19 protein-coding genes and 1 pseudogene are annotated in these 18,563 nt (G+C 73.4%); 12 read left to right on the forward strand and 8 right to left on the reverse strand.

What is annotated here, in order from left to right:
• Nucleotides 1-26 precede the first annotated feature (26 nt).
• The 4 genes from IGS69_RS09485 to IGS69_RS09500 all read left to right on the forward strand — a co-directional run bounded on the left by IGS69_RS09485 (nucleotide 27) and on the right by IGS69_RS09500 (nucleotide 2,944).
• Entirely contained in the window at nucleotides 27-782 is a 756-nt protein-coding gene (locus IGS69_RS09485; RefSeq protein WP_190898286.1) for a MerR family transcriptional regulator, read from the forward strand.
• Nucleotides 779-1,369, forward strand: coding sequence for a hypothetical protein (locus tag IGS69_RS09490; protein ID WP_190898287.1), 591 nt, complete (start codon nucleotides 779-781; stop codon nucleotides 1,367-1,369). Before IGS69_RS09485 ends, IGS69_RS09490 begins: the two co-directional genes overlap by 4 nt.
• Before the next feature lie 53 nt (nucleotides 1,370-1,422).
• Nucleotides 1,423-2,205 carry a peroxide stress protein YaaA gene (yaaA, locus tag IGS69_RS09495; protein WP_190898288.1) on the forward strand — a complete coding sequence of 261 codons (783 nt, stop codon included), beginning with the start codon at nucleotides 1,423-1,425 and terminating at the stop codon, nucleotides 2,203-2,205.
• 88 nt (nucleotides 2,206-2,293) lie between these two features.
• Nucleotides 2,294-2,944: a bifunctional 4-hydroxy-2-oxoglutarate aldolase/2-dehydro-3-deoxy-phosphogluconate aldolase gene (locus tag IGS69_RS09500; RefSeq protein WP_190898289.1), complete on the forward strand. Its 651-nt coding sequence runs from the start codon at nucleotides 2,294-2,296 to the stop codon at nucleotides 2,942-2,944.
• Here IGS69_RS09500 and IGS69_RS09505 read toward each other — a convergent pair.
• Genes IGS69_RS09505 through IGS69_RS09515 form a run of 3 tightly spaced genes read right to left on the reverse strand, consistent with a single transcriptional unit; the run spans nucleotide 2,919 to nucleotide 6,273 of the window.
• Entirely contained in the window at nucleotides 2,919-4,658 is a 1,740-nt protein-coding gene (locus IGS69_RS09505) for a bifunctional RNase H/acid phosphatase (RefSeq protein WP_232543465.1), read from the reverse strand. The two genes, IGS69_RS09500 and IGS69_RS09505, sit on opposite strands and share 26 nt — an antisense overlap.
• Nucleotides 4,659-4,678: 20 nt before the next feature.
• Nucleotides 4,679-5,422 carry a zinc ribbon domain-containing protein gene (locus IGS69_RS09510; protein ID WP_190904429.1) on the reverse strand — a complete coding sequence of 248 codons (744 nt, stop codon included), beginning with the start codon at nucleotides 5,420-5,422 and terminating at the stop codon, nucleotides 4,679-4,681.
• Nucleotides 5,419-6,273 carry a Nif3-like dinuclear metal center hexameric protein gene (locus IGS69_RS09515; RefSeq protein ID WP_190898291.1) on the reverse strand — a complete coding sequence of 285 codons (855 nt, stop codon included), beginning with the start codon at nucleotides 6,271-6,273 and terminating at the stop codon, nucleotides 5,419-5,421. The genes IGS69_RS09510 and IGS69_RS09515 overlap by 4 nt, the downstream gene beginning before the upstream one ends.
• Nucleotides 6,274-6,473: 200 nt before the next feature.
• Between IGS69_RS09515 and IGS69_RS09520 the strand changes: the two genes are divergently transcribed.
• Together IGS69_RS09520 and IGS69_RS09525 are read left to right on the forward strand one after the other, a co-directional pair.
• Entirely contained in the window at nucleotides 6,474-7,685 is a 1,212-nt protein-coding gene (locus tag IGS69_RS09520) for a hypothetical protein (RefSeq protein WP_190898293.1), read from the forward strand.
• 97 nt (nucleotides 7,686-7,782) lie between these two features.
• On the forward strand, nucleotides 7,783-7,950 hold the full coding sequence (locus IGS69_RS09525) for a hypothetical protein (RefSeq protein ID WP_190898294.1): 168 nt from the start codon (nucleotides 7,783-7,785) through the stop codon (nucleotides 7,948-7,950).
• Between the two features lie 153 nt (nucleotides 7,951-8,103).
• Here IGS69_RS09525 and IGS69_RS09530 read toward each other — a convergent pair whose 3' ends face one another.
• From IGS69_RS09530 to IGS69_RS09540, 3 genes are read right to left on the reverse strand one after another with little or no spacing between them, the layout of a single operon-like run.
• Entirely contained in the window at nucleotides 8,104-9,045 is a 942-nt protein-coding gene (locus IGS69_RS09530; protein ID WP_190898295.1) for a 3-oxoacyl-ACP reductase, read from the reverse strand.
• An 11-nt stretch (nucleotides 9,046-9,056) separates the two neighbouring features.
• Nucleotides 9,057-10,133: a Zn-dependent alcohol dehydrogenase gene (locus tag IGS69_RS09535; protein WP_190898296.1), complete on the reverse strand. Its 1,077-nt coding sequence runs from the start codon at nucleotides 10,131-10,133 to the stop codon at nucleotides 9,057-9,059.
• 32 nt (nucleotides 10,134-10,165) lie between these two features.
• On the reverse strand, nucleotides 10,166-11,023 hold the full coding sequence (locus IGS69_RS09540; protein ID WP_190898298.1) for a MaoC/PaaZ C-terminal domain-containing protein: 858 nt from the start codon (nucleotides 11,021-11,023) through the stop codon (nucleotides 10,166-10,168).
• Between the two features lie 187 nt (nucleotides 11,024-11,210).
• Here IGS69_RS09540 and IGS69_RS34565 point away from each other — a divergent pair.
• Nucleotides 11,211-11,480, forward strand: a pseudogene (locus tag IGS69_RS34565) (hypothetical protein); the annotation flags it as partial.
• Nucleotides 11,420-12,634, forward strand: coding sequence for a hypothetical protein (locus IGS69_RS09545; RefSeq protein ID WP_190898299.1), 1,215 nt, complete (start codon nucleotides 11,420-11,422; stop codon nucleotides 12,632-12,634). The pseudogene IGS69_RS34565 and the gene IGS69_RS09545, both read left to right, overlap by 61 nt.
• Nucleotides 12,635-12,695: 61 nt before the next feature.
• On the opposite strand, the gene IGS69_RS09550 is transcribed toward IGS69_RS09545, so the two are convergent.
• The gene (locus tag IGS69_RS09550) at nucleotides 12,696-12,896 is read right to left on the reverse strand and encodes a hypothetical protein (RefSeq protein ID WP_385862038.1); all 201 of its coding nucleotides are present in this window, start codon (nucleotides 12,894-12,896) and stop codon (nucleotides 12,696-12,698) included.
• Nucleotides 12,857-14,293: an MFS transporter gene (locus IGS69_RS09555; RefSeq protein ID WP_190904430.1), complete on the reverse strand. Its 1,437-nt coding sequence runs from the start codon at nucleotides 14,291-14,293 to the stop codon at nucleotides 12,857-12,859. Before IGS69_RS09555 ends, IGS69_RS09550 begins: the two co-directional genes overlap by 40 nt.
• Before the next feature lie 196 nt (nucleotides 14,294-14,489).
• On the opposite strand from IGS69_RS09555, the gene IGS69_RS09560 reads away from it, so the two are divergent.
• The 4 genes from IGS69_RS09560 (at nucleotide 14,490) to IGS69_RS09575 (ending at nucleotide 18,406) form a co-directional block, all read left to right on the forward strand.
• On the forward strand, nucleotides 14,490-16,229 hold the full coding sequence (locus IGS69_RS09560; RefSeq protein WP_190898300.1) for an MFS transporter: 1,740 nt from the start codon (nucleotides 14,490-14,492) through the stop codon (nucleotides 16,227-16,229).
• Between the two features lie 101 nt (nucleotides 16,230-16,330).
• Nucleotides 16,331-16,981 (forward strand): class I SAM-dependent methyltransferase, encoded by a 651-nt coding sequence (locus IGS69_RS09565; protein ID WP_190898301.1) that lies wholly within the window; start codon nucleotides 16,331-16,333, stop codon nucleotides 16,979-16,981.
• A gap of 122 nt (nucleotides 16,982-17,103) precedes the next feature.
• Nucleotides 17,104-17,391, forward strand: coding sequence for a hypothetical protein (locus IGS69_RS09570; RefSeq protein WP_190898302.1), 288 nt, complete (start codon nucleotides 17,104-17,106; stop codon nucleotides 17,389-17,391).
• A gap of 61 nt (nucleotides 17,392-17,452) precedes the next feature.
• Nucleotides 17,453-18,406: an N-acetylmuramoyl-L-alanine amidase gene (locus IGS69_RS09575; RefSeq protein WP_190898303.1), complete on the forward strand. Its 954-nt coding sequence runs from the start codon at nucleotides 17,453-17,455 to the stop codon at nucleotides 18,404-18,406.
• The last annotated feature ends 157 nt before the right edge of the window (nucleotides 18,407-18,563 follow it).

Raw genomic sequence — 18,563 nt, forward strand, 5'->3', positions numbered from 1 at the left:
GCAGCGTCAACGTCTTCACTGGTCGTATGCGGATCGGAGAACTCGCCGCCGTCGTCGGCGTCACCACGCGGGCCGTGCGGCACTATCACCAACTGGGGCTGTTGCCCGAGCCCGAGCGGCGGGCCAACGGGTATCGGGAGTACGGGCTGCGGCACGCCGTCGTGCTGGCGCGGATCCGGCGGCTGACCGAGCTGGGGCTGGGGCTCGCCGAGGTGCGGGACGTGCTCGCGGACGATGCGGGGAAGGACCTCGTCGAGGTGCTGACCGAGCTGGACGAGGATCTGGCGCGGCAGGAGGCGGCCCTGCGGGAGCGCCGGGCGCGGTTGCGGACCCTGCTGGACGCGGAGGGCGGGATGCCCGCCGAGGGGCCCGTGTCGCCCGAGCTGGCCGCGTTGTTCGCCGGCACCTCGCATCTGTCGGACTCGCCGATGGCCCTGAAGGACCGCGAGATCATCGCCTTCCTGGAGACCGCCATGCCGGCCGGGGACCGGGAGCGGCTGGTGGCGTCGGTGGGTGAGGCGCTGGGGAGTCCGGGGGCCGTTGCGCGGGCCGGAGAGGCGTACGCGCTGCTCGACGCGCTCGCCGGTGCCGAGCCCGGTGACCCGCGCGTCGAGGAGGCCGCCGTGGCGCTGTCCGGCTGCATTCCGCCGGGGCTGTTCCCGGGGACGGGGGAGCTCGACGCGGACGACGGTTTCCTGCGCGCCTTCTACGACGATCTCGCCCCGGCCCAGGCGGAGGCCGTCCGCCGCGCGCTGCGGATCCTCGCCGAGGAGCGGCGATGAGGGCCGTGTGGCGGCCGATGTGGCTGCTGGTCCGGCACGAGGTGCGGGTGCTCCTCAGTCTTGTTCTCTGGGTGGCGCGGCGGACGCACGGGACGGGCAGTGGGGTGGCCTTCGGGTACGCGCGCGGGCAGGGCGCGATGATGGCCGGGTTCGCCTTCGTGTGTGTCGTCGAGACGGTCGCGCTGTCCGTGCTGCTGTGGGACTGGCCGGCCGTGCACCAGGTGTTCCTGTTCCTGGACGTGTACGGCGTCGTCATCGTCGTCGGGCTGCACGCCTCGTCCGTCGTGCGTCCGCATGTGCTGGATACGGACGGCGGCTCGCTGCGGATACGGCGGTACGTCCACGTCGACCTGCTGGTGCCGCTGGAACGGATCGCCTCGGTGCGGCGCGAGCTGCGGATGACGCACGAGCGGGCCGACGGGGAGCTGAATGTGGAGGTGGGCGCGCAGACCAGCGTCACGCTCGAACTGACGGAACCCGTCACGCACGTCGGCTTCCTCGGGCGGCGCCGGGAGGTGCGGGTCGTCCGCTTCCACGCCGACGACCCCGACGGCCTCGTCCGGGCCCTCGGCCGGGCGCGCGTCTGAGCTCCTCGTCCGCCCCCGTACGCTGTCGGCGGAGTTCGATCGAAGGAGTACGCGTGCTTGTCCTGCTGCCGCCGTCCGAAGGCAAGGCCTCTTCCGGCCGCGGTGCCCCGCTGAAGCCGGAGTCGCTGTCGCTGCCGGGGCTGACCGCCGCCCGGGAGGCCGTCCTCACGGAGTTGGTCGAGCTGTGCGCCGGTGACGAGGACAAGGCGCGTGAGGTGCTGGGGCTGAGCGAGGGGCTGCGGGGCGAGGTCGCGAAGAACGCGGAGCTGCGCACGGCGGGGGCGCGGCCGGCCGGGGAGATCTACACCGGCGTGCTCTACGACTCCCTCGGTCTGGCGTCCCTGGACACGGCCGCCAAGCGGCGGGCCTCGCGGTCGCTGCTCGTGTTCTCCGGGCTGTGGGGTGCCGTGCGGGTGACGGACCGGATTCCGTCCTACCGGTGCTCGATGGGCGTGAAGCTGCCGGGGCTCGGGGCGCTGGGCGCGCACTGGCGTACGCCGATGGCGGCGGTACTGCCCGAGGTGGCCGGGAGGGGGCTGGTGCTGGATCTGCGGTCCGCCGCGTATGCCGCCGCCTGGAAGCCGAAGGGCGAGGTCGCCGGGCGTACGGCGTCCGTGCGGGTGCTGCACGCGCCCACGCGGAAGGTGGTCAGCCACTTCAACAAGGCGACCAAGGGGCGGATCGTGCGCAGCCTGCTGACCTCGGGGGCCGAGCCGAAGGGGCCGGCCGAGCTGGTGGAGGCGCTCAGGGACCTCGGGTACATCGTGGAGGCGCAGGCTCCGGCGAAGTCGGGGCAGAGCTGGTCGCTGGACGTGCTGGTGGACGAGATCCACTAGCGGGCGCTGCAAGGTGCCGCCGTAGAGTGCCGTTGCAGGGTGCGCAATGACCTTTGCGCACCCTGCATGCCGACGGCAGGATGACGCCATGGTCTCCCCTGCCCCGCCCGCGTCCGTGCTGGACCTCGCGCCCGTCGTCCCCGTCGTCGTCATCGAGGATGCCGCCGACGCCGTACCGCTGGCGCGGGCGCTGGTCGCGGGCGGGCTGCCCGCGATCGAGGTGACGTTGCGGACGCCCGCGGCCCTGGAGGCGATCCGGGAGATCGCCCGGGAGGTGCCCGGGGCGGTGGTCGGGGCCGGGACGGTGATCCGGCCCGCGCAGGTCGCGGAGGCGGTGGCCGCGGGCTCCCGCTTCCTGGTCAGCCCGGGCTGGACGGACGGGCTGCTGGAGGCGATGCGGGCCTCCGGGGTGCCGTTCCTGCCGGGGGTGTCGACGGCGTCCGAGGTCGTGGCGCTGCTGGAGCGCGGGGTGCGGGAGATGAAGTTCTTCCCGGCGCAGGCCGCGGGCGGCACCGCGTATCTGAAGTCGCTGTCGGGGCCGCTCCCCCAGGCCCGTTTCTGCCCCACGGGCGGGATCGGCCCGGCCTCCGCCCCGGACTACCTCGCCCTGCCCAACGTCGGCTGCGTGGGCGGGAGCTGGATGCTGCCGCAGGACGCCCTCGCCGCCCGCGACTGGGGGCGCGTCGAGGAGCTGGCCCGTGCGGCGGCGGGGCTCAGCGCAGGTGGGACGTGTCGTTGAGGAGGCGGACGCTGGCGTTGCCGTCCGCGTAGTACGCGACGACCGACAGGGACGCGGCCGACAGTTCCATGCGGAACAGGGACTCCGGCGGGGCGCCCAGGGCGAGCCGGACCAGCGTCTTGATCGGGGTCACGTGGGTGACGAGCAGGACCGTGCGGCCGGCGTGGGCCGCGACCAGCTTGTCGCGGGTGGCGGCGAGCCGGGCGGCCGTCGCGGCGAAGCTCTCGCCGCCTCCTGTGGGTTCGGCGTCCGGTGAGGCCAGCCAGGCGTTCAGGTCGTCGGGGTGGCGCTCGCGCACCTCGGCGAAGGTGAGTCCCTCCCAGGCGCCGAAGTCGGTCTCGCGCAGTCCGTCGTCGATGGCCACGTCGAGTCCGAGCCGGGCGGCGACGATGCCGGCGGTCTCCCGCGTACGGGCCAGTGGCGACGACACGACGGCCTGGATCGTGCCCCGCCGGGCCAGCATCGCGGCGGCCCGCTCGGCCTGGTCCCGCCCCACGTCGGACAGGGAGGGGTCGGTACCACCGCTCCCGGAGAACCGCTTCTGAGGGGTCAACGGCGTCTCGCCGTGCCGCAGCAGCACGAAGGTGGCGGGTGCGCCCATGTCGGCGGGCGCCCAGCCGGGGGCGGCGACGGCTTTGGCAGCACGGGTGTCGGCGCCGGCCTTCGCGGCACGGACATCGGCACGGGCATCGGCGTCGGCCTTCGCGGCACGGACGTCGGCACGGGCATCGGCGCCGGCCTGCGTGACATCCGGGCCCGAGTCGGCCGCCGCGGCACGGGTGGCGCCATCGGTATCGGCCTGCGCGACACGGACGGATGCACGGGCATCGGCGTCCGCCTTCACGGCACGGGCGTCACCATCCGCGACGTCGTCCTGCACGCCACCCGTACCCTCGACGGCCCTCGCGGCACGCGCGTCGGCGTCATCCGCGGCCGAGCCGGAAGCCGCCCCGGCCGGGACGCCGCGGCCGGATTCCGTCGAGGCCCGCCCGGCCTCCGGGCCCGGGTCGGCGGCCGCCGCCTCCCCGGCCCGCGCGCGGCCTTCCGCCAGGGCTCCGCGCACTCGCGCCGCACCGGCCGCCGCATCACCGGGCGGCTCCGCCGGCACAGCGGCCCCAGCACCCCCGGGGCCCCCGGCGCCCCGGGAGCCCCCAACACCGGAACCACCGGAACCCCCGGCACCCCCGGAGCCCCCGGAGCCCCCGGAGCCCCCGGAGCCCCCGGAGCCCCCGGAGCCCCCGGCACCGGAACCCCCGGCCGTCGTGTCCAGTTCCGCCGTGGAGTGCGACTCCGACCACTGCTCGCCCCTGGCCCCGGCGTCCATCGCCTCGTTGGCCAGGCGGTCGGCGTGATTGTTCTCGGCCCTCGGGATCCACTCGTACGTGACCCGGCCGGGCGGGAAGACCCGGGCCGCCTGCGCGGCCAGGGGCTTCATGTCGGGGTGCTTGATCTTCCAGCGGCCCGACATCTGCTCGACGACGAGCTTGGAGTCCATCCGGACGTGGACCGTCGCATCCGGGTCCAGCTCGTGGGCGGCGCGCAGACCGGCGAGGAGGCCGCGGTACTCGGCGACGTTGTTCGTGGCGACGCCGATGTACTCGGCGATCTCCCGCAGGGTCTCCCCCGTCGCCGCGTCGCGGACCACGGCCCCGTAGCCGGCCGGCCCGGGGTTGCCCCGCGAGCCGCCGTCGGCCTCGACGATGAACTCCCGCACCGGAAGGGCTCCCTGAAGGCCTAGAGACCGGACTCGGACGTGCGCACCAGGATGCGGCGGCAGTTCTCGCAGCGGACCACCGTGTCGGGCGCGGCGTTGCGGATCTCGGCCAGCTCGGTGATGGCGAGCTCCTGCCGGCAGCCCTGGCAGCTGCGCGCGTACAGCTTCGCCGCGCCGACGCCGCCCTGCTGCTCGCGCAGCTTGTCGTAGAGCTTCAGCAGATCGGCCGGAATGGCACCGGCGACGACCTCGCGCTCCTTGGTGACCGTGGCGACCTCGCCGTCGATCTGCTCGAAGGCGGCGTCGCGGCGCGCCGTCGCGTCGTCGATCTTCGACTGGACGGAGGTGACGCGCTCGGTCAGCTCGGCGACCCGCTCCTGCGCGGACTCGCGGCGCTCCATGACCTCCAGCACCACGTCCTCCAGATCGCCCTGCCGCTTGGCGAGGGAGGCGATCTCGCGCTGGAGGTTCTCCAGGTCCTTGGGGGAGGTGACGGCGCCCGAGTCGAGGCGCTGCTGGTCGCGGGTGGCGCGCTGGCGCACCTGGTCCACGTCCTGCTCGGCCTTGGTCTGGTCGCGGGCGGTGTCGCTCTCCTCGGTCTGCGCGGCCACGAGCAGGTCGCGCAGCTGGGTGTGTTCCTTGGTCAGCGACTCGATCTCGGCGTGCTCGGGCAGCGACTTGCGCTTGTGCGCGAGCTGCTGGAGGCGGACGTCGAGGTCCTGGACGTCGAGGAGTCGGATCTGGTCGGCGGGCGCGGCGTTCAGTTCGGGGCTCCAAGGGGATCAGAAGGGGGCGAGGCCGCGTGCGCGGTCCAGGGGTCGGTGACCGTCTTCGAGACGTGGACGCGCAGGTCCCATCCGTGCCGGTCGGAGATCTCGTCGAGCTGGCTCGCGGCCAGCTCGCACCAGGGCCACTCGGTGGCCCAGTGCGCCGCGTCGAGCAGCGCGAGGGGGCTGTGGGCGCGGGCCTCCGAGACGGGGTGGTGGCGCAGATCCGCGGTGAGGAAGGCGTCGGCCCCGGCCGCGCGGACCTGGTCGAAGAGGCTGTCGCCGGAGCCGCCGCTGACGGCGACCGTGCGCACGAGCGCCTCGGGGTCGCCGGCGACGCGGATGCCCTGCGCGGTGGCGGGCAGCCGCCGGGCGGCGCGGGCGGCGAACTCGCGCACGGTCTCCGGGTGGTCCAGCGCGCAGAGGCGGCCGAGGCCGCGGCGGCCGGCGGGGTCGGTGGGGTCCGGCACCAGCGGGCCGGTGACCCGGAGGTCCAGCGCGCCGGCGAGGGCGTCGGAGACACCCGGGTCGGCGGTGTCGGCGTTGGTGTGGGCGACGTGCAGCGCGATGTCGTTCTTGATGAGGGTGTGCACGACGCGGCCCTTGAAGTGCGTCGCCGCGACCGTCGTCGTGCCGCGCAGGTAGAGCGGGTGGTGGGTGACGAGCAGGTCGGCGCCCAGTTTCACCGCCTCGTCGACGATCTCCTGGACCGGGTCGACGGCGAACAGGACCCGCGTGACCTGCTGGTCCGGGTCGCCCGTGACGGTGCCGACCGCGTCCCAGGACTCGGCCCGCTCGGCGGGCCACAGGGCATCCAGCGCGGCGATGACTTCAGACAGACGGGGCACGGGAGCAAGGCTACCCGCCTGATCTGTGGCGTTGCACCGCCACCGCCCGCTCCCGGCACCCATGGCCCCGCTCAGCACAATCGCCCCCTTTTCCTCAGGCGAATCGTTCCTGGAACACCCTTATGTGTGAAGTCTGCGTACGAGGAATTCCCCGTCCGCGCGTGCGATACCTAGCGTTCGTCACTGGAGGTGACCGAACGATGACGGCCTGTGTGATCGAACCTTCGGCGGGACACGAGGACGAGGACGTGACCGCGCCGACAGGCTGCACGCTCACCGCGGACGGTGCCTACGGCGCCCGCCTCGCGTCGGCCGGCGACTCCTGGTTCCCGGAGCGCTGGACCCTGGACGGCCCCGAGCCGTACGCGGTGCCGCTGCCCCGCAACCAGCCGGAGGAGCCCGGCACCGAGGTGCAGCCGATGGCCGACGGGCGGGTCCTCATCCACCGGGTGGTGGCCGGGCGGCACGCCTTCTCGCTGCTCTACCCGACCGGGCCCGGCACCGGCGAACTGCCCTTGGGCGCGGTCGAGTGCCCGGACGGGACCGCCCGGCTGCGGCTGCTGCCACCGGCCCCGGGCGGGGAACGGGCCTACGCCCTGGCCGTCGGGCCTCGTGTGACGTCGGTGTGGCTGGTGGCGGGCGGCTCCTTCGGTCCCGAGCGGCTGGCGGAACTGCCCGGCCGCTGCTCGGGCGGGGTCTGGCTGGACCGGTCGGGGCGGTTGCTGGCGCTGGACCGGGAGACCGGCGGTCACATCAAGTCCGTCGTGGTGGACCTGGAGGGCGGCGGCGAGGTGTCGCCGCTGCTGCAGATCACCGCCGAGAGCGACGACCGGCTGGTGCTCGCCGACCACGACAGCGGGCTGCTGATCGTCCGCTCGGACGCGCCCTCGCCGGGGCAGGACCGGCTGGGCTGGGGCGTCCTGGGCAGTTCGTTGCCGGTGCGCTTCCCGGAGTGCCTGCGGGTGCGGGACTGCTCCGTCACGCCGTTCGCGATCCAGCCGGGGCAGGTGCTGACGCCGGAGAGCTGCGCGGTGGCGCTGCGGGTGGACGGACCGGCGGGCAGTTGGGTCGCGGTCTGGCGGCCGGCCGAGCGGCGGGTGCACCATCTCCGGGCGCCCGAGGGGTGGTTGGCGGGCGCGGGGCTGTGGACGCCGGAGGGGGTGCTGCGGCTGCCGTACGCGACGGAGGCGGTGCCGTGCGGGGTGGCGCAGGTGAGTCCGCCGCCGGCCGCCGAGCCGGAGCCGGGGGTGGTGACGGCGCCGCTTCCGGAGCCCGGGCCGACGGCCCCGGTTGCGGAACATTCCGTTCAGCGGGCGGAAGCACCGGCTCAGCCGGACGGGCCTCCGGCGCCCTCGGCTCCACGCCCTGTGCCCCTTCAGGAAGCGCCGTTGGGACGCCTTGTAACGAACTAGTGCCGGTTGGCGTGGCCGCCTGGATCCGAGGTCAGGGGGGCCGGTTAGACTCACCCGGCTGTAAAAAAGATCATGTTGACGGGGTGAATTCCATCCGATGAGTGACGCCAGCACGAACCAGCCGCGCAATGCCGACGTCCAGCAGTCCTCCACCGGCCCCGGCCGGCACCGTGGAGAGGTCTCCACGCAGGACGGCGAGACGGCTCCGCGCGGACGTCACCGCAAGCCGGTGACGGAGAACAAGCAGGCCGTGACCGCGGCCTGACGGCACGCCGGTCACCAGACGGCGAACGGCCCTCCCGCCACAAGCGGGGAGGGCCGTTCCGTGCTTTCTGTGTCCCTCATCCGCGTTTCAGGCTCAGCACCGTTCTCGGTGTCTCTCACCCGCGTTTCAGGCCCAGCACCGTTCTCGATGCTCTCACCCCCGTCTCAGGCCCAGTACCTCCGCGGCCGCGAACGTCTCCCCGGGCGGCCGGTCCGCGTAGTACGGCCCGAGGACGGCCGCCAGCTCGTCGTAGCCGAAGGCGTCCTGCTTGCTGTCGAACTTCGCGGCGACCCGCGGCCGTTCGACGACGGCGACCATCCCGCCGTGCACCACGAGGAGCTGACCGTTGACGTGGGCGGCCGCGGGTGAGGCCAGATAGCCGACGAGCGGGGCGACGTGCTCGGGGGCGAGCGGGTCGAGGCCGCTGCCGCAGGGCTGCTCGACGCCCGCGAAGACGTCCTCGGTCATCCGGGTGCGGGCGCGGGGGCAGATGGCGTTGGCCGTGACGCCGTATCTGCCGAGGGCGAGGGCGGTGGAGGTGGTGAGGCCGACGATCCCGCCCTTGGCGGCGGCGTAGTTGGGCTGGCCCGCGGAACCGGCGAGGAACGCCTCCGAGGACGTGTTCACGATCCGCCCGAACACCGGCTCCCCGGCCCGCTTGGACCGCTCCCGCCAGTGCGCGGCGGCGAACCGGGTGGTGTTGAAGTGTCCCTTCAGATGCACGCGCAGGACGGAGTCCCACTCCTCCTCGGCCATGGAGAACACCATGCGGTCGCGCAGGATGCCCGCGTTGTTGACGAGGATGTCGAGCCTGCCGAACGCCTCGACGGCCGCCTCGACGAGCGTGCGCGCCTGGCCGAAGTCGGAGACGTCGCCGGTGTGCGCGAGCGCGGTACCGCCCGAGGCCCGGATCTCGGCGCAGACCTCCTCGGCGGGCCCCGCGGACGCCTCGCCGGAACCGTCACGGCCGGGCTGCCCGTAGTCGTTGACGACCACGGCGGCGCCGAGCCGGGCGAGTTCCAGCGCCTCGGCCCGGCCGAGCCCGCGGCCCGCGCCCGTGACGACGGCGGACATCCCTTGAAGCGGCAGTGGCATCGGCGGGGTCCTCAGATCTCTATGCAGGTGCGCAGGGCGGTGCCGGTGCGCATCTGGTCCAGGGCCTCGTTGATGTCCGCGAGCGGCACCCGGTGGGTGATCAGGCCCGCCAGGTCGATACGGCCGGCCCGCCACAGGGCGATGGTCCGCTCGTAGGAGGCCAGCACGTCACCGCCGCCGTACATCGACGGCAGGATCCGCTTCTCGTCGAAGAACAGCTCGAACATGCTGAGCTGGAGGAAGTCGTCCACGGCGCCCGCGCCGACGATGACGAGGGTGCCGCCGCGCCGGGTGTTCTCGTAGGCGGTGCGGGCGGTGGCGGACCTGCCGACGACCTCGAAGACGTAGTCGAAGCCCTCGCCGCCGGTCACCTGCTGCTTGGCGTCGGGCAGTTGCTCCGGGGAGACGGCCCGGGACGCGCCGAATGTCAGGGCCGACTCGCGGCGCGAGGCCACCGGGTCGACGGCGACGATCTCCGCGGCGCCCTTCAGCCGGGCCCCCTGGATCGCGGAGATGCCGACACCCCCGCAGCCGATGACCGCCACCGACGAACCGGCTTCCACATCGGCCGTGTTGAGCGCTGCGCCGAGTCCCGTCGTCACCCCGCAGCCGATGAGGGCGGCGATGTCGTAGGGCACGTCGTCGGGTATCGGCACCGCGCAGCCGGCGTCGACGACGACCTCCTCGGTGAAGGTGCCGGTGCCGGCGAAGCCGAAGAGGTCACCGCCGGGGCGCTTGAAGTTGGGGGTGCCCGCGTTCATGAACCCGGCCAGGCACAGCTCGGTCCGGCCGCGCTTGCAGGCGGGGCAGGCGCCACAGGCGGGCAGCCAGCACACCACGACCCGGTCGCCCGCCTTCACATGGCTCACGCCCTCGCCGGCTTCGAGGATCTCGCCCGCTCCCTCGTGCCCGGGCACGAACGGTCCGGGCTGCGGCAGGACCCCGCTCATCGCGGACAGGTCCGAGTGGCACAGCCCCGTGGCGCGCACCCGGATCCGCACCTTGCCGGGTCCGAACCCCACCGCCTCGACGTCGTCGAGGACCTCCAGCTTGTCCTGGCCGATCTCGTGCAGTACGGCTGCGCGCATGGTGCGGGCTCCCCTCGTACGGCGTTGTGGACTCAGGTGTGTTCGACGACGGTGTCGGCGAGGACGGGCGCGTCCGACCGCTCGACGGCGCTGACGGCGACCCGGGTGGACCCCGGCGTGTGCCACATGCGGATCCGCAGGGTCTCCCCCGGGTACACGACCCCGGCGAACCGGGTGGCGTAGGACCGCACCCGGGTCACGTCCCCGCCGAGGAGTGTGTCGACGACCGCCTTGAGCGTGATGCCGTAGGTGCACAGGCCGTGCAGGATGGGCCGCTCGAAGCCGGCGAGCTTGGCGAACTCCGGGTCGGCGTGCAGCGGGTTCCAGTCGCCGCAGAGGCGGTAGAGCAGGGCCTGGTCGTCGCGGACCGGTCGCTCGACGGTCCGGTCGGGTTCGCCGGTGGGGGGTTCGAGGCGGGTGGAGGGGCCGCGGTCGCCGCCCCAGCCGCCCTCGCCGCGGATGAAGATCTGGGCGTCGTTGGTCCACAGTGGGCCGTCGGCGTCGGCGACGTCGGTGCGCAGCACGAGGACGGCCGCCGAGCCCTTGTCGTGGACGGCGGCGATCCGGTTGGTCGCGGTGGCGGTGCCCGCCGCGGGGAGGGGCCGGTGGATGACGAGGCTCTGGCCGCCGTGCAGGACGCGGGACAGTTCGACCTCGATGCCGGGCATGGAGAGGCTGCTGGTCACGCCGGGCTTGCCGCCCCCCGCGACGGTGGCGAAGCTCGGCAGGACGTGCAGCCGGGACTCCAGGGTGTAGCGCAGCTCGTCGGGGTCGGTGGCGGGGCTGCCCGCGCCGATGCCGAGGTGGTAGAGCTGCACGTCCCTGTGGTCCCAGGAGATCTCGCCGGTCCGGGGTCCGGCGGCGAGCGCCTTGGCTGCGTCGATGGGCATGGGGCTCCTGATCGCCGGAGGAAGGACCTCGGTACGGCCGTCCGCACCGTCGGCCGCACCGAGGCCGTCTGGGCCGGACCCGGACGCGAACTGAAACGCGTTCCAGTCCCGGGCCCTCTGTATAGCCGAGGCCCCGGCACTTGTGAAGACTCCTGACACTGTGTCAGATCGGCGGGGTCCGGATCGGACGGAGCGCCTCGCGGCGGCGGGCGGTTCGCTTGCGGCGGGGTCGCGGGCCAGGGGCGGGTTCGACGTCACGGCGGGGCTTCAGCTCGGCGCGCGGGACGTACGGCCGCCGGGGGGCGGGAGACTTTCGCCGCGGTACGGACGTGTACGTTGGCCGGTGATCGCGACCTACACGTCGAGCACCGGCAAGATCCGGAGGAACGGGAGCACATGGGACGCGTCGCCGTCATCACCGCGCCGAACATCGGATACCGCAACACGGGCATGCTGACCGTGGACCTGGCGTTCGAGTCCCTGCGGCGGCGGATGGACACCGGGTTCGACGCCACCTGGTACACCCTGCACACGCCGGAGACCGTGCCGCTGCGCGACGGTGCGCGCGGCATCGACTTCCCGTTCCGCTTCCACCCGCTGGCCGAGCACCTCGACACGCTCCGGGACCATGACGCGGTCGTCTTCTGGGGCGACTTCCTGCACACCCGGCACTACCTGGCGCAGGACGCCACGAACCGCCTGCTCGACTTCGGCTTCGCCGCGGACCGGGACGACGCCCGGGAGCAGCTCAACCGCGCCCTGCTGTTCGCGGACCAGCCGGACGAGGTCCTCGCGCGGACCGTCAGCTACGGCGGCACGATCCTGCACAACACGCAGTCCGACTACGAGGACAAGGAGTACGGCCCCTTGTTCTCGCGTCTGGTGGCCCGCAGCCACCGGATGTGGGTGCGGGACCCGCTCTCGGCGGCGAAGATCGCGCATCTGCGCCGGGACCGTACGACCGACCACTTCGGTTCGGACGCGGCGCTGCTCTCCCGCCCCGGCGACCTCGGCCACCTCCCGGTCACCGAGTGGTCCGGCTCGGTCCCCGACGGCGGTGCGATCGGAGTCTTCCTCGGGGCCCGGACGCCGATCCCCGACTGGCTGCCCGGCTTCTGCCAGGGTCTGTCCGACCGCCTGGGCGTGCCGCTGGAGTGGCTGCCCTGGTTCGACCGGGACGTGCCCGGCGCGGTGCGCCACATCGGGGCCCGCCCGGGGAATCCCACCGTCGGCGACCTGATCGGGGTCCTGCCGCGCTACCGGCTGGTCGTCACGGACACCTACCATCTGGCCGTCAACTCCTGGGGCGCCGGCACCCCGGCGGTGTGCGTGGGCGCGCCCGAGCCGACGCCCAAGACGCACGACGACTACCTGACGCTGAGCGATGTGAAGAAGCATGTCTTCCACATGGCGTACGACGCGACGGACTTCTACCTGACCACCGAGGAGGGGCACGGGCAGGATCTCGACCGGCTCGTACGGCTCCTGGAGGGCGGCGGCGCCGAGACCGTCGCGGCACGCATCCGCGACCACGCGGACCACTCGGCGTCGTCCTTCATCCGGACGCTGACCTCACTGCTGGACAAGGCCCGCCCCGCCCCGGGCCCGTGACCGCCAGAACTCGCCCCCGCCATCCGCCGGTTCTGCCCGGCGAGACGGTCGTCGACGAGCATCACGCCCGCTGGAACAGCGCTGTCCAGAGGAAGGACTCCCCGAAGCGCCCGGAGTCCTCCGGCTCGTCGCGCATCCGTCGCAGTTCCAGCTCGCTCAGGCCGGAGAAGATCGCCCGCAACGCCCCGGGCGTGTAGGCGAGTCCGCCCGGCCGTCCGCCTTTCAGTCCGTCTGCCGCTCCCCGGCCGTCCGTGGCAGCCATACCCACATCAGCACCGCTCCGGCCGCCAGCACCCCGGCGCCCACCCGGAACGCGAGGGCGTAGCCCTCGGTCAGGGACTGCGGGGTCGTGCTGTCCGCCGATGCGGACGCCGCCAGGGTCGACAGGACCGCCAGACCCAGGGAACCGCCCATCGTGCGGGAGGTGTTGACGAGGCCGGAGACCAGGCCCGCCTCCTCGGGGGCGGCGCCGGAGATGGCCAGGGAGGCGAGGGGGGTCGCCGCCAGGCCCGCGCCGAGCATCATGAGGACGCCGGGGTAGAGGATCGCCGTGGCGTAGGAGCCGTCGGCGGTCATCGTGGACTGCCAGGCGAAGCCGGCCACGGCGACCAGGGTGCCCAGCGCGGCGACGCCCCGCGCGCCGACCGGCCGCATCAGGCGGGGTGCGAGCTTGGAGCCGAGGATGACGGCGAGGGAGCTCGGGACCAGGGCCAGGCCGGCCTCGAGCGGGGTGTAGCCGAGGACGTTCTGCGCGTAGAGGGTCATGAAGAACCACATGCAGAACATCGCCGAACCGCACAGGAACATCGAGACGTTCGCCGAGGAGACCGAGCGGACGCGCAGCAGGCCGAGCGGCATCAGCGGGCTCGCCGTGCGGGCCTCGACCGCGAGGAACGCCCCGAGCAGGAGCAGCCCGGCGAGCAGGGGCAGCAGGGTGGCCGGTGCCGTCCAGCCCGCCGCCTCCGTCTGGGAGATGCCGTAGGCCAGCGTGCCGAGACCGGCCGTCACGAGCAGCGCGCCCGGCAGGTCGAGGCGGCGGCCGTCCCCGGCCCGGCCCTCGGTGAGGAACCAGGCGGCGGCGCACAGCACCACGGCGCCGACGGGCACGTTGATGAGCAGCACCCAGCGCCAGGAGAGCGTCTCCACCAGCAGTCCGCCGACCAGGCCGCCCGCCGCGCCGCCGCCGGCCCCGACCGCCGTCCAGGTACCGATGGCCCGGGCCCGGGCGGCGCCCTCCGGCACCGACGCCGTGAGGATCGTCAGCGTCGAGGGCGCGAGCACCGCCGCGCCCAGCCCCTGCACGGCCCGCGCCACGAGCAGCTGCCAGTCGTCCTGCGCCATCCCGCCGGCCGCCGAGGCCAGGGTGAACAGGCCGAGCCCGACGAGGAACATCCGCTTGCGGCCGTAGAGGTCACCCGCGCGCCCGCCGAGCAGCATGAACCCGGCGAAGGCGATGGCGTAGGCGTTGACCACCCACTGCAGCCCCAGTTCGCCGAGTCCCAGCCCGGTCCGCATCGACGGCAGCGCCACGTTGACGACGGAGACGTCCAGGACGACGAGGAACTGGCCCGCGCAGGTGAGCGCCACGACGAGCCAGGTGGGAGGTGCGGTGCGGCGGGACTCCCGGGATAGTGCGGCGGCTTCGAGCATGGGTGTCATGCTCTCAACCACTCCGAGCTCCTTGCATCGGGATTTCGGCCTAGGGCTTCGGCCGGACAGCATCAGGGCGCCGGGGCCCTTCCCCAAGAGGAGGTCAAGTTTTCGTTAGGGGGCCGAAGCAACGGAATAGTTGCCTGGACATACAAGGTTCAGATCCCATGTACCCCGACGCTCCCCGGCCTGGAGGCCCTCCTCAATGACGCAGACGACGACAGACCGCGCCGCCGGCAGAGCGAGCGGGGCCGTGGTCCCGGTGCTCGCCTTCGCGGGGATCGTTGTCGCGGTGATGCAGACCCTGCTCGTTCCGGTGATCAAGGATCTGCCGCGACTGCTGGACACCGCCCCCAGCAACGCCACGTGGGTCCTCACCTCGACCCTCCTCTCGGGCGCCGTGGCCACCCCGATCATGGGCCGCCTGGGCGACCTCTACGGCAAGCGCCGCATGCTGATCCTGAGCCTGGCCGTGATGGTCGTCGGCGCCCTGGTCAGCGCGCTCACCAGCGATCTGCTGCTCATGATCGCCGGCCGTACCCTCCAGGGCGTCGCGATGGGCGCGATCCCGCTCGGCATCGGCCTGATGCGCGACATGCTGCCCCTCGAGAAGCTCGGCTCGGCCATGGCCCTGATGAGCTCCTCCATAGGCGTCGGCGGCGGCCTGGCCCTGCCCGCCGCCGCCCTGGTCGCCCAGCACAGCGACTGGCACACCCTCTACTACGGCGCCGCCGGCCTCGGCCTGCTCGCGATCGCCCTCACCCTCCTCGTCGTGCCGGAGTCCCCGATGCGCGCCGAGGGCACCTTCGACCTGCCGGGCGCGCTCGGCCTGTCCGCCGGGCTCGTGCTGTTCCTGCTGCCGATCACCAAGGGCAGCGACTGGGGCTGGGCCTCCGGCACCACCCTCGGTCTGTTCGCCGCCTCGGCGGTCGTGCTCGCGCTGTGGGGCGTGATGGAGCTGCGCCTGAAGGCCCCGCTGGTCGACCTGCGCACCACGGCCCGTCCGGCCGTCCTCTTCACCAACCTCGCCTCGATCATGGTCGGCGTCTCCTTCTACGTCGTCTCCCTGGTCCTGCCCCAGCTGCTCCAATTGCCGGAGTCCACCGGCTACGGCCTCGGCCAGTCGATGGTCGTCGCGGGTCTGCTCGTCGCGCCGCTCGGCCTGACGATGATGTTCACGGCGCCCGTCTACGCCCGGCTGTCCGCGAAGTACGGCCCCAAGGTCACCCTGATCCTCGGCCTGATGATCATCGCGATCGGCTACGGCGCCGGCCTCGGCCTGATGAGCGCCGCCTGGCAGAGCCTGGTCATCTCGGTCCTGCTGGGCGCGGGCATCGGCCTCGCGTACTCCTCGCTGCCCGCGCTGATCGTGGGCGCGGTCCCGGCGTCGGAGACGGGCGCGGCCAACGGCCTCAACACCCTGATGCGCTCCATCGGCACATCGGTGTCGAGCGCCGTGATCGGCATGGTGCTGGCGAACACCGCGAACACCGTGGGCGGCGTCGAGATCCCGACCATGCACGGTTTCCGGGTCTCCTTCCTGATCGCGACCGGCGCGGTGGCCGTGGGCCTGCTCCTGGCGCTGTTCCTGCCGGGCCGACGGCCGTCGAACAAGCCGCAGTTGCGGGCGAGCAGCGAGGAGGACGCGGCGCTGGAGCGCGCCGAGCAGGTCCTGCGCGGCTTCCGCGGCCGGGTGCTGGGCGCCGACGGCTCCCCGGTCGCCCGTGCCAAGGTCACGCTGATCGACCGCCGGGGCCGCCAGGCCGGGGCGACGCTCTCCGCCGAGGACGGCAGCTACGTGCTCACCGTCCCCGACCGGGGCTCCTACGTCGTGGCCGCCCGGGCCACGGGTCACGGCCCGCTCGCCTCGTCCGCGACCCACGCGGGCCAGGAGCGCCCGGTCCACCTGGACCTGTCGCTGCCGGGCGAGACGGTCTCCGCCTGACCTGCCGCCCGACCCCGTTACTCACCGGTACCCCCTGTCGCCCGGCGGCAGGAGGTACGGCACGATGGCGCCCTGACCGTCGTACGACCGAGAGGAATCCCATGCCCGCGGCGCCGAAGCCCGAGATCCTGGCCGCGTTCGAGGCGGCGAAGGGGTTCATGCCCGCCGGTGAGGGCCTGGCGCTGTACGCGGCGGCCGTGGAGGCCGGGCGGCTCGGACTGCCGCTGCTGGAGGTCGGCACCTACTGCGGCCGGTCCACGATCCTGCTCGCCGACGCGGCCCGCGAGGCCGGGGTCAGCGCGCTCACCGTCGACCACCACCGCGGCAGCGAGGAGCAGCAGCCGGGCTGGGAGTACCACGACCCGGAGACGGTCGACCCCGAGGTCGGCCTGATGGACACGCTGCCCGCGTTCCGCCGCACGATGCACCGGGCCGGCCTGGAGGAGCACGTGGTGGCGCTGGTCGGGCGCTCCCCCCGGATCGCCGCGTTCTGGCGGACGCCGCTGGGCTTCGTCTTCATCGACGGCGGTCACACCGACGAGCACGCCACGGCCGACTACGAGGGCTGGGCGCCACACGTCGCCGAGGGCGGGCTGCTGCTCATCCACGACGTCTTCCCCGACCCGCAGGACGAGTTCACCGGCCAGGCGCCCTACCGGGTCTATCTGCGGGCCCTCGCCTCGGGCGCCTTCACCGAGGTCTCGGCGACGGACTCGCTGCGGGTCCTGCGGCGCACGGGCCCGGGCATCTGACGCGCGGCCCGGCCCCGCGGCGGCTGGGCGGGTGAACTGCGCCCTGCGCACCCCCTCCCGGTCGGCCCACGGGCGGCGTGGCGATTGGGCGGGCGCCCGCCGCTGCCCAAGGATCCGGGCGCGTGGCACACACCTTCGAAGAGCTCGTCGAGAAGCAGCGCGCGGCGGACGAGGCGTACGCCCGCGTACGTCACCTCCAGGACGCGTACGGTCCGCCCACCCAGACCAAGTGGGGCGACCAGCAGACCAGCACCTGGGAGACGGCCTGGCGCGCCTGGCGCGATCTCGCCCGGGACGTCCAGGCGGCGGTGACCGGATACGCGAAGCAGGAGGGCACACCGCGCCAGGAGGTGGAGGCGCGGGTGAAGGAGGCGGTACGGCACGGGGACGGCGGCCGGAACGGGGCGTAGCCGCCACCCGTCGGGCCGTCCTCGACCGCGGCCCCCGCTCACGGCCGCTAGGGTGGCTGGCGTGTCGTACGTAGGCCCGGACTTCGAACCTCCCCAGCCCCGCCGCCGTCGCGGCCCCCTGACCGTCGCGCTCGCCGCGCTGGTGCCGGGGGCGCTGCTCGGCTGGCTGGTGTACGAGACGGTGGGCGGCCCGGGGGACGGCGGGGGGCCGGGGCGGGCGACCGTGCGGTCCTCCTCGCCCGCCGCGTCGGGCGCGCCCTCCGACGACGCCAAGGAGCCGAGCGCCTCCCCGGAGCCGAAGCCGACGGCCACGCCCTCGGCCTCCGCGCCCGCCGCCTCCGGCCCGCTCAAGGGCAAGGTCGTCGTCATCGACCCGGGGCACAACCCGGGCAACTTCCGGCACGCCTCCGAGATCAACCGCAAGGTGAACATCGGGACGAACTCGAAGGAGTGCGACACCACGGGCACCTCCACCAACGACGGTTACAGCGAGGCGAAGTTCACGCTGGACGTCGCGCACCGGATGCGCACGCTCCTTCAGGAGCAGGGCGCGACGGTGAAGCTGACGCAGGACGGCGACCGGCCGTTCGGGCCGTGCGTGGACGAGCGGGCCCGGATCGGCAACCAGGCGAAGGCCGATGCCGTGGTGTCGATCCACGCGGACGGCTCGGGCGCCGGCAACCGCGGCTTCCATGTGATCCTGCCCGGCGCGGTGCACGCGGGCGCCGCGGACACCCGGGCGATCGTCGGCCCCTCCCGCGATCTCGGCGAGCGCGTCGCGGGCCGCTTCGTGGCCGTCACCGGCAGCGCGCCCTCCAACTACGTCGGCGACGGCGGCGGACTCGTCACGCGGAAGGACCTGGGCGGTCTCAATCTGTCAACGGTTCCGAAGGTGTTCATCGAGTGCGGCAACATGCGCGATAGCAAGGACGCGGCGTTGCTCACCAGCGGCGCGTGGCGACAGAAGGCGGCGCAAGGGATCTCTGAGGGAATCGTGAGTTTCCTGCGCGGGTAGGTGCGGACCGGCAGATCCCGGCGGACACCCTGACCTGGCGGACGATAGGGTCCTCCTTACGATGAGGGGCCACCCCCGCGCTTCGCACCGAGTCCGGACGGCGGCATGGTGACAGCGACGCCTCTACCGACGATGAGACGACCTACGAAGGACCTGA

It is taken from the genome of Streptomyces tuirus (assembly GCF_014701095.1).
Classification (GTDB): Bacteria; Actinomycetota; Actinomycetes; order Streptomycetales; family Streptomycetaceae; genus Streptomyces; species Streptomyces tuirus.

Coding starts and splice junctions, on each gene's coding strand:
- IGS69_RS09485 (WP_190898286.1), top strand. CDS start 27: ATGCGGATCGGAGAACTCGCCGCCGTCGTCGGCGTCACCACGCGGGCC.
- IGS69_RS09490 (WP_190898287.1), top strand. CDS start 779: ATGAGGGCCGTGTGGCGGCCGATGTGGCTGCTGGTCCGGCACGAGGTG.
- IGS69_RS09500 (WP_190898289.1), top strand. CDS start 2,294: ATGGTCTCCCCTGCCCCGCCCGCGTCCGTGCTGGACCTCGCGCCCGTC.
- IGS69_RS09520 (WP_190898293.1), top strand. CDS start 6,474: ATGACGGCCTGTGTGATCGAACCTTCGGCGGGACACGAGGACGAGGAC.
- IGS69_RS09525 (WP_190898294.1), top strand. CDS start 7,783: ATGAGTGACGCCAGCACGAACCAGCCGCGCAATGCCGACGTCCAGCAG.
- IGS69_RS09530 (WP_190898295.1), bottom strand. CDS start 9,045: ATGCCACTGCCGCTTCAAGGGATGTCCGCCGTCGTCACGGGCGCGGGC.
- IGS69_RS09535 (WP_190898296.1), bottom strand. CDS start 10,133: ATGCGCGCAGCCGTACTGCACGAGATCGGCCAGGACAAGCTGGAGGTC.
- IGS69_RS09540 (WP_190898298.1), bottom strand. CDS start 11,023: ATGCCCATCGACGCAGCCAAGGCGCTCGCCGCCGGACCCCGGACCGGC.
- IGS69_RS09545 (WP_190898299.1), top strand. CDS start 11,420: ATGGGACGCGTCGCCGTCATCACCGCGCCGAACATCGGATACCGCAAC.
- IGS69_RS09550 (WP_385862038.1), bottom strand. CDS start 12,896: ATGGCTGCCACGGACGGCCGGGGAGCGGCAGACGGACTGAAAGGCGGA.
- IGS69_RS09555 (WP_190904430.1), bottom strand. CDS start 14,293: ATGACACCCATGCTCGAAGCCGCCGCACTATCCCGGGAGTCCCGCCGC.
- IGS69_RS09560 (WP_190898300.1), top strand. CDS start 14,490: ATGACGCAGACGACGACAGACCGCGCCGCCGGCAGAGCGAGCGGGGCC.
- IGS69_RS09565 (WP_190898301.1), top strand. CDS start 16,331: ATGCCCGCGGCGCCGAAGCCCGAGATCCTGGCCGCGTTCGAGGCGGCG.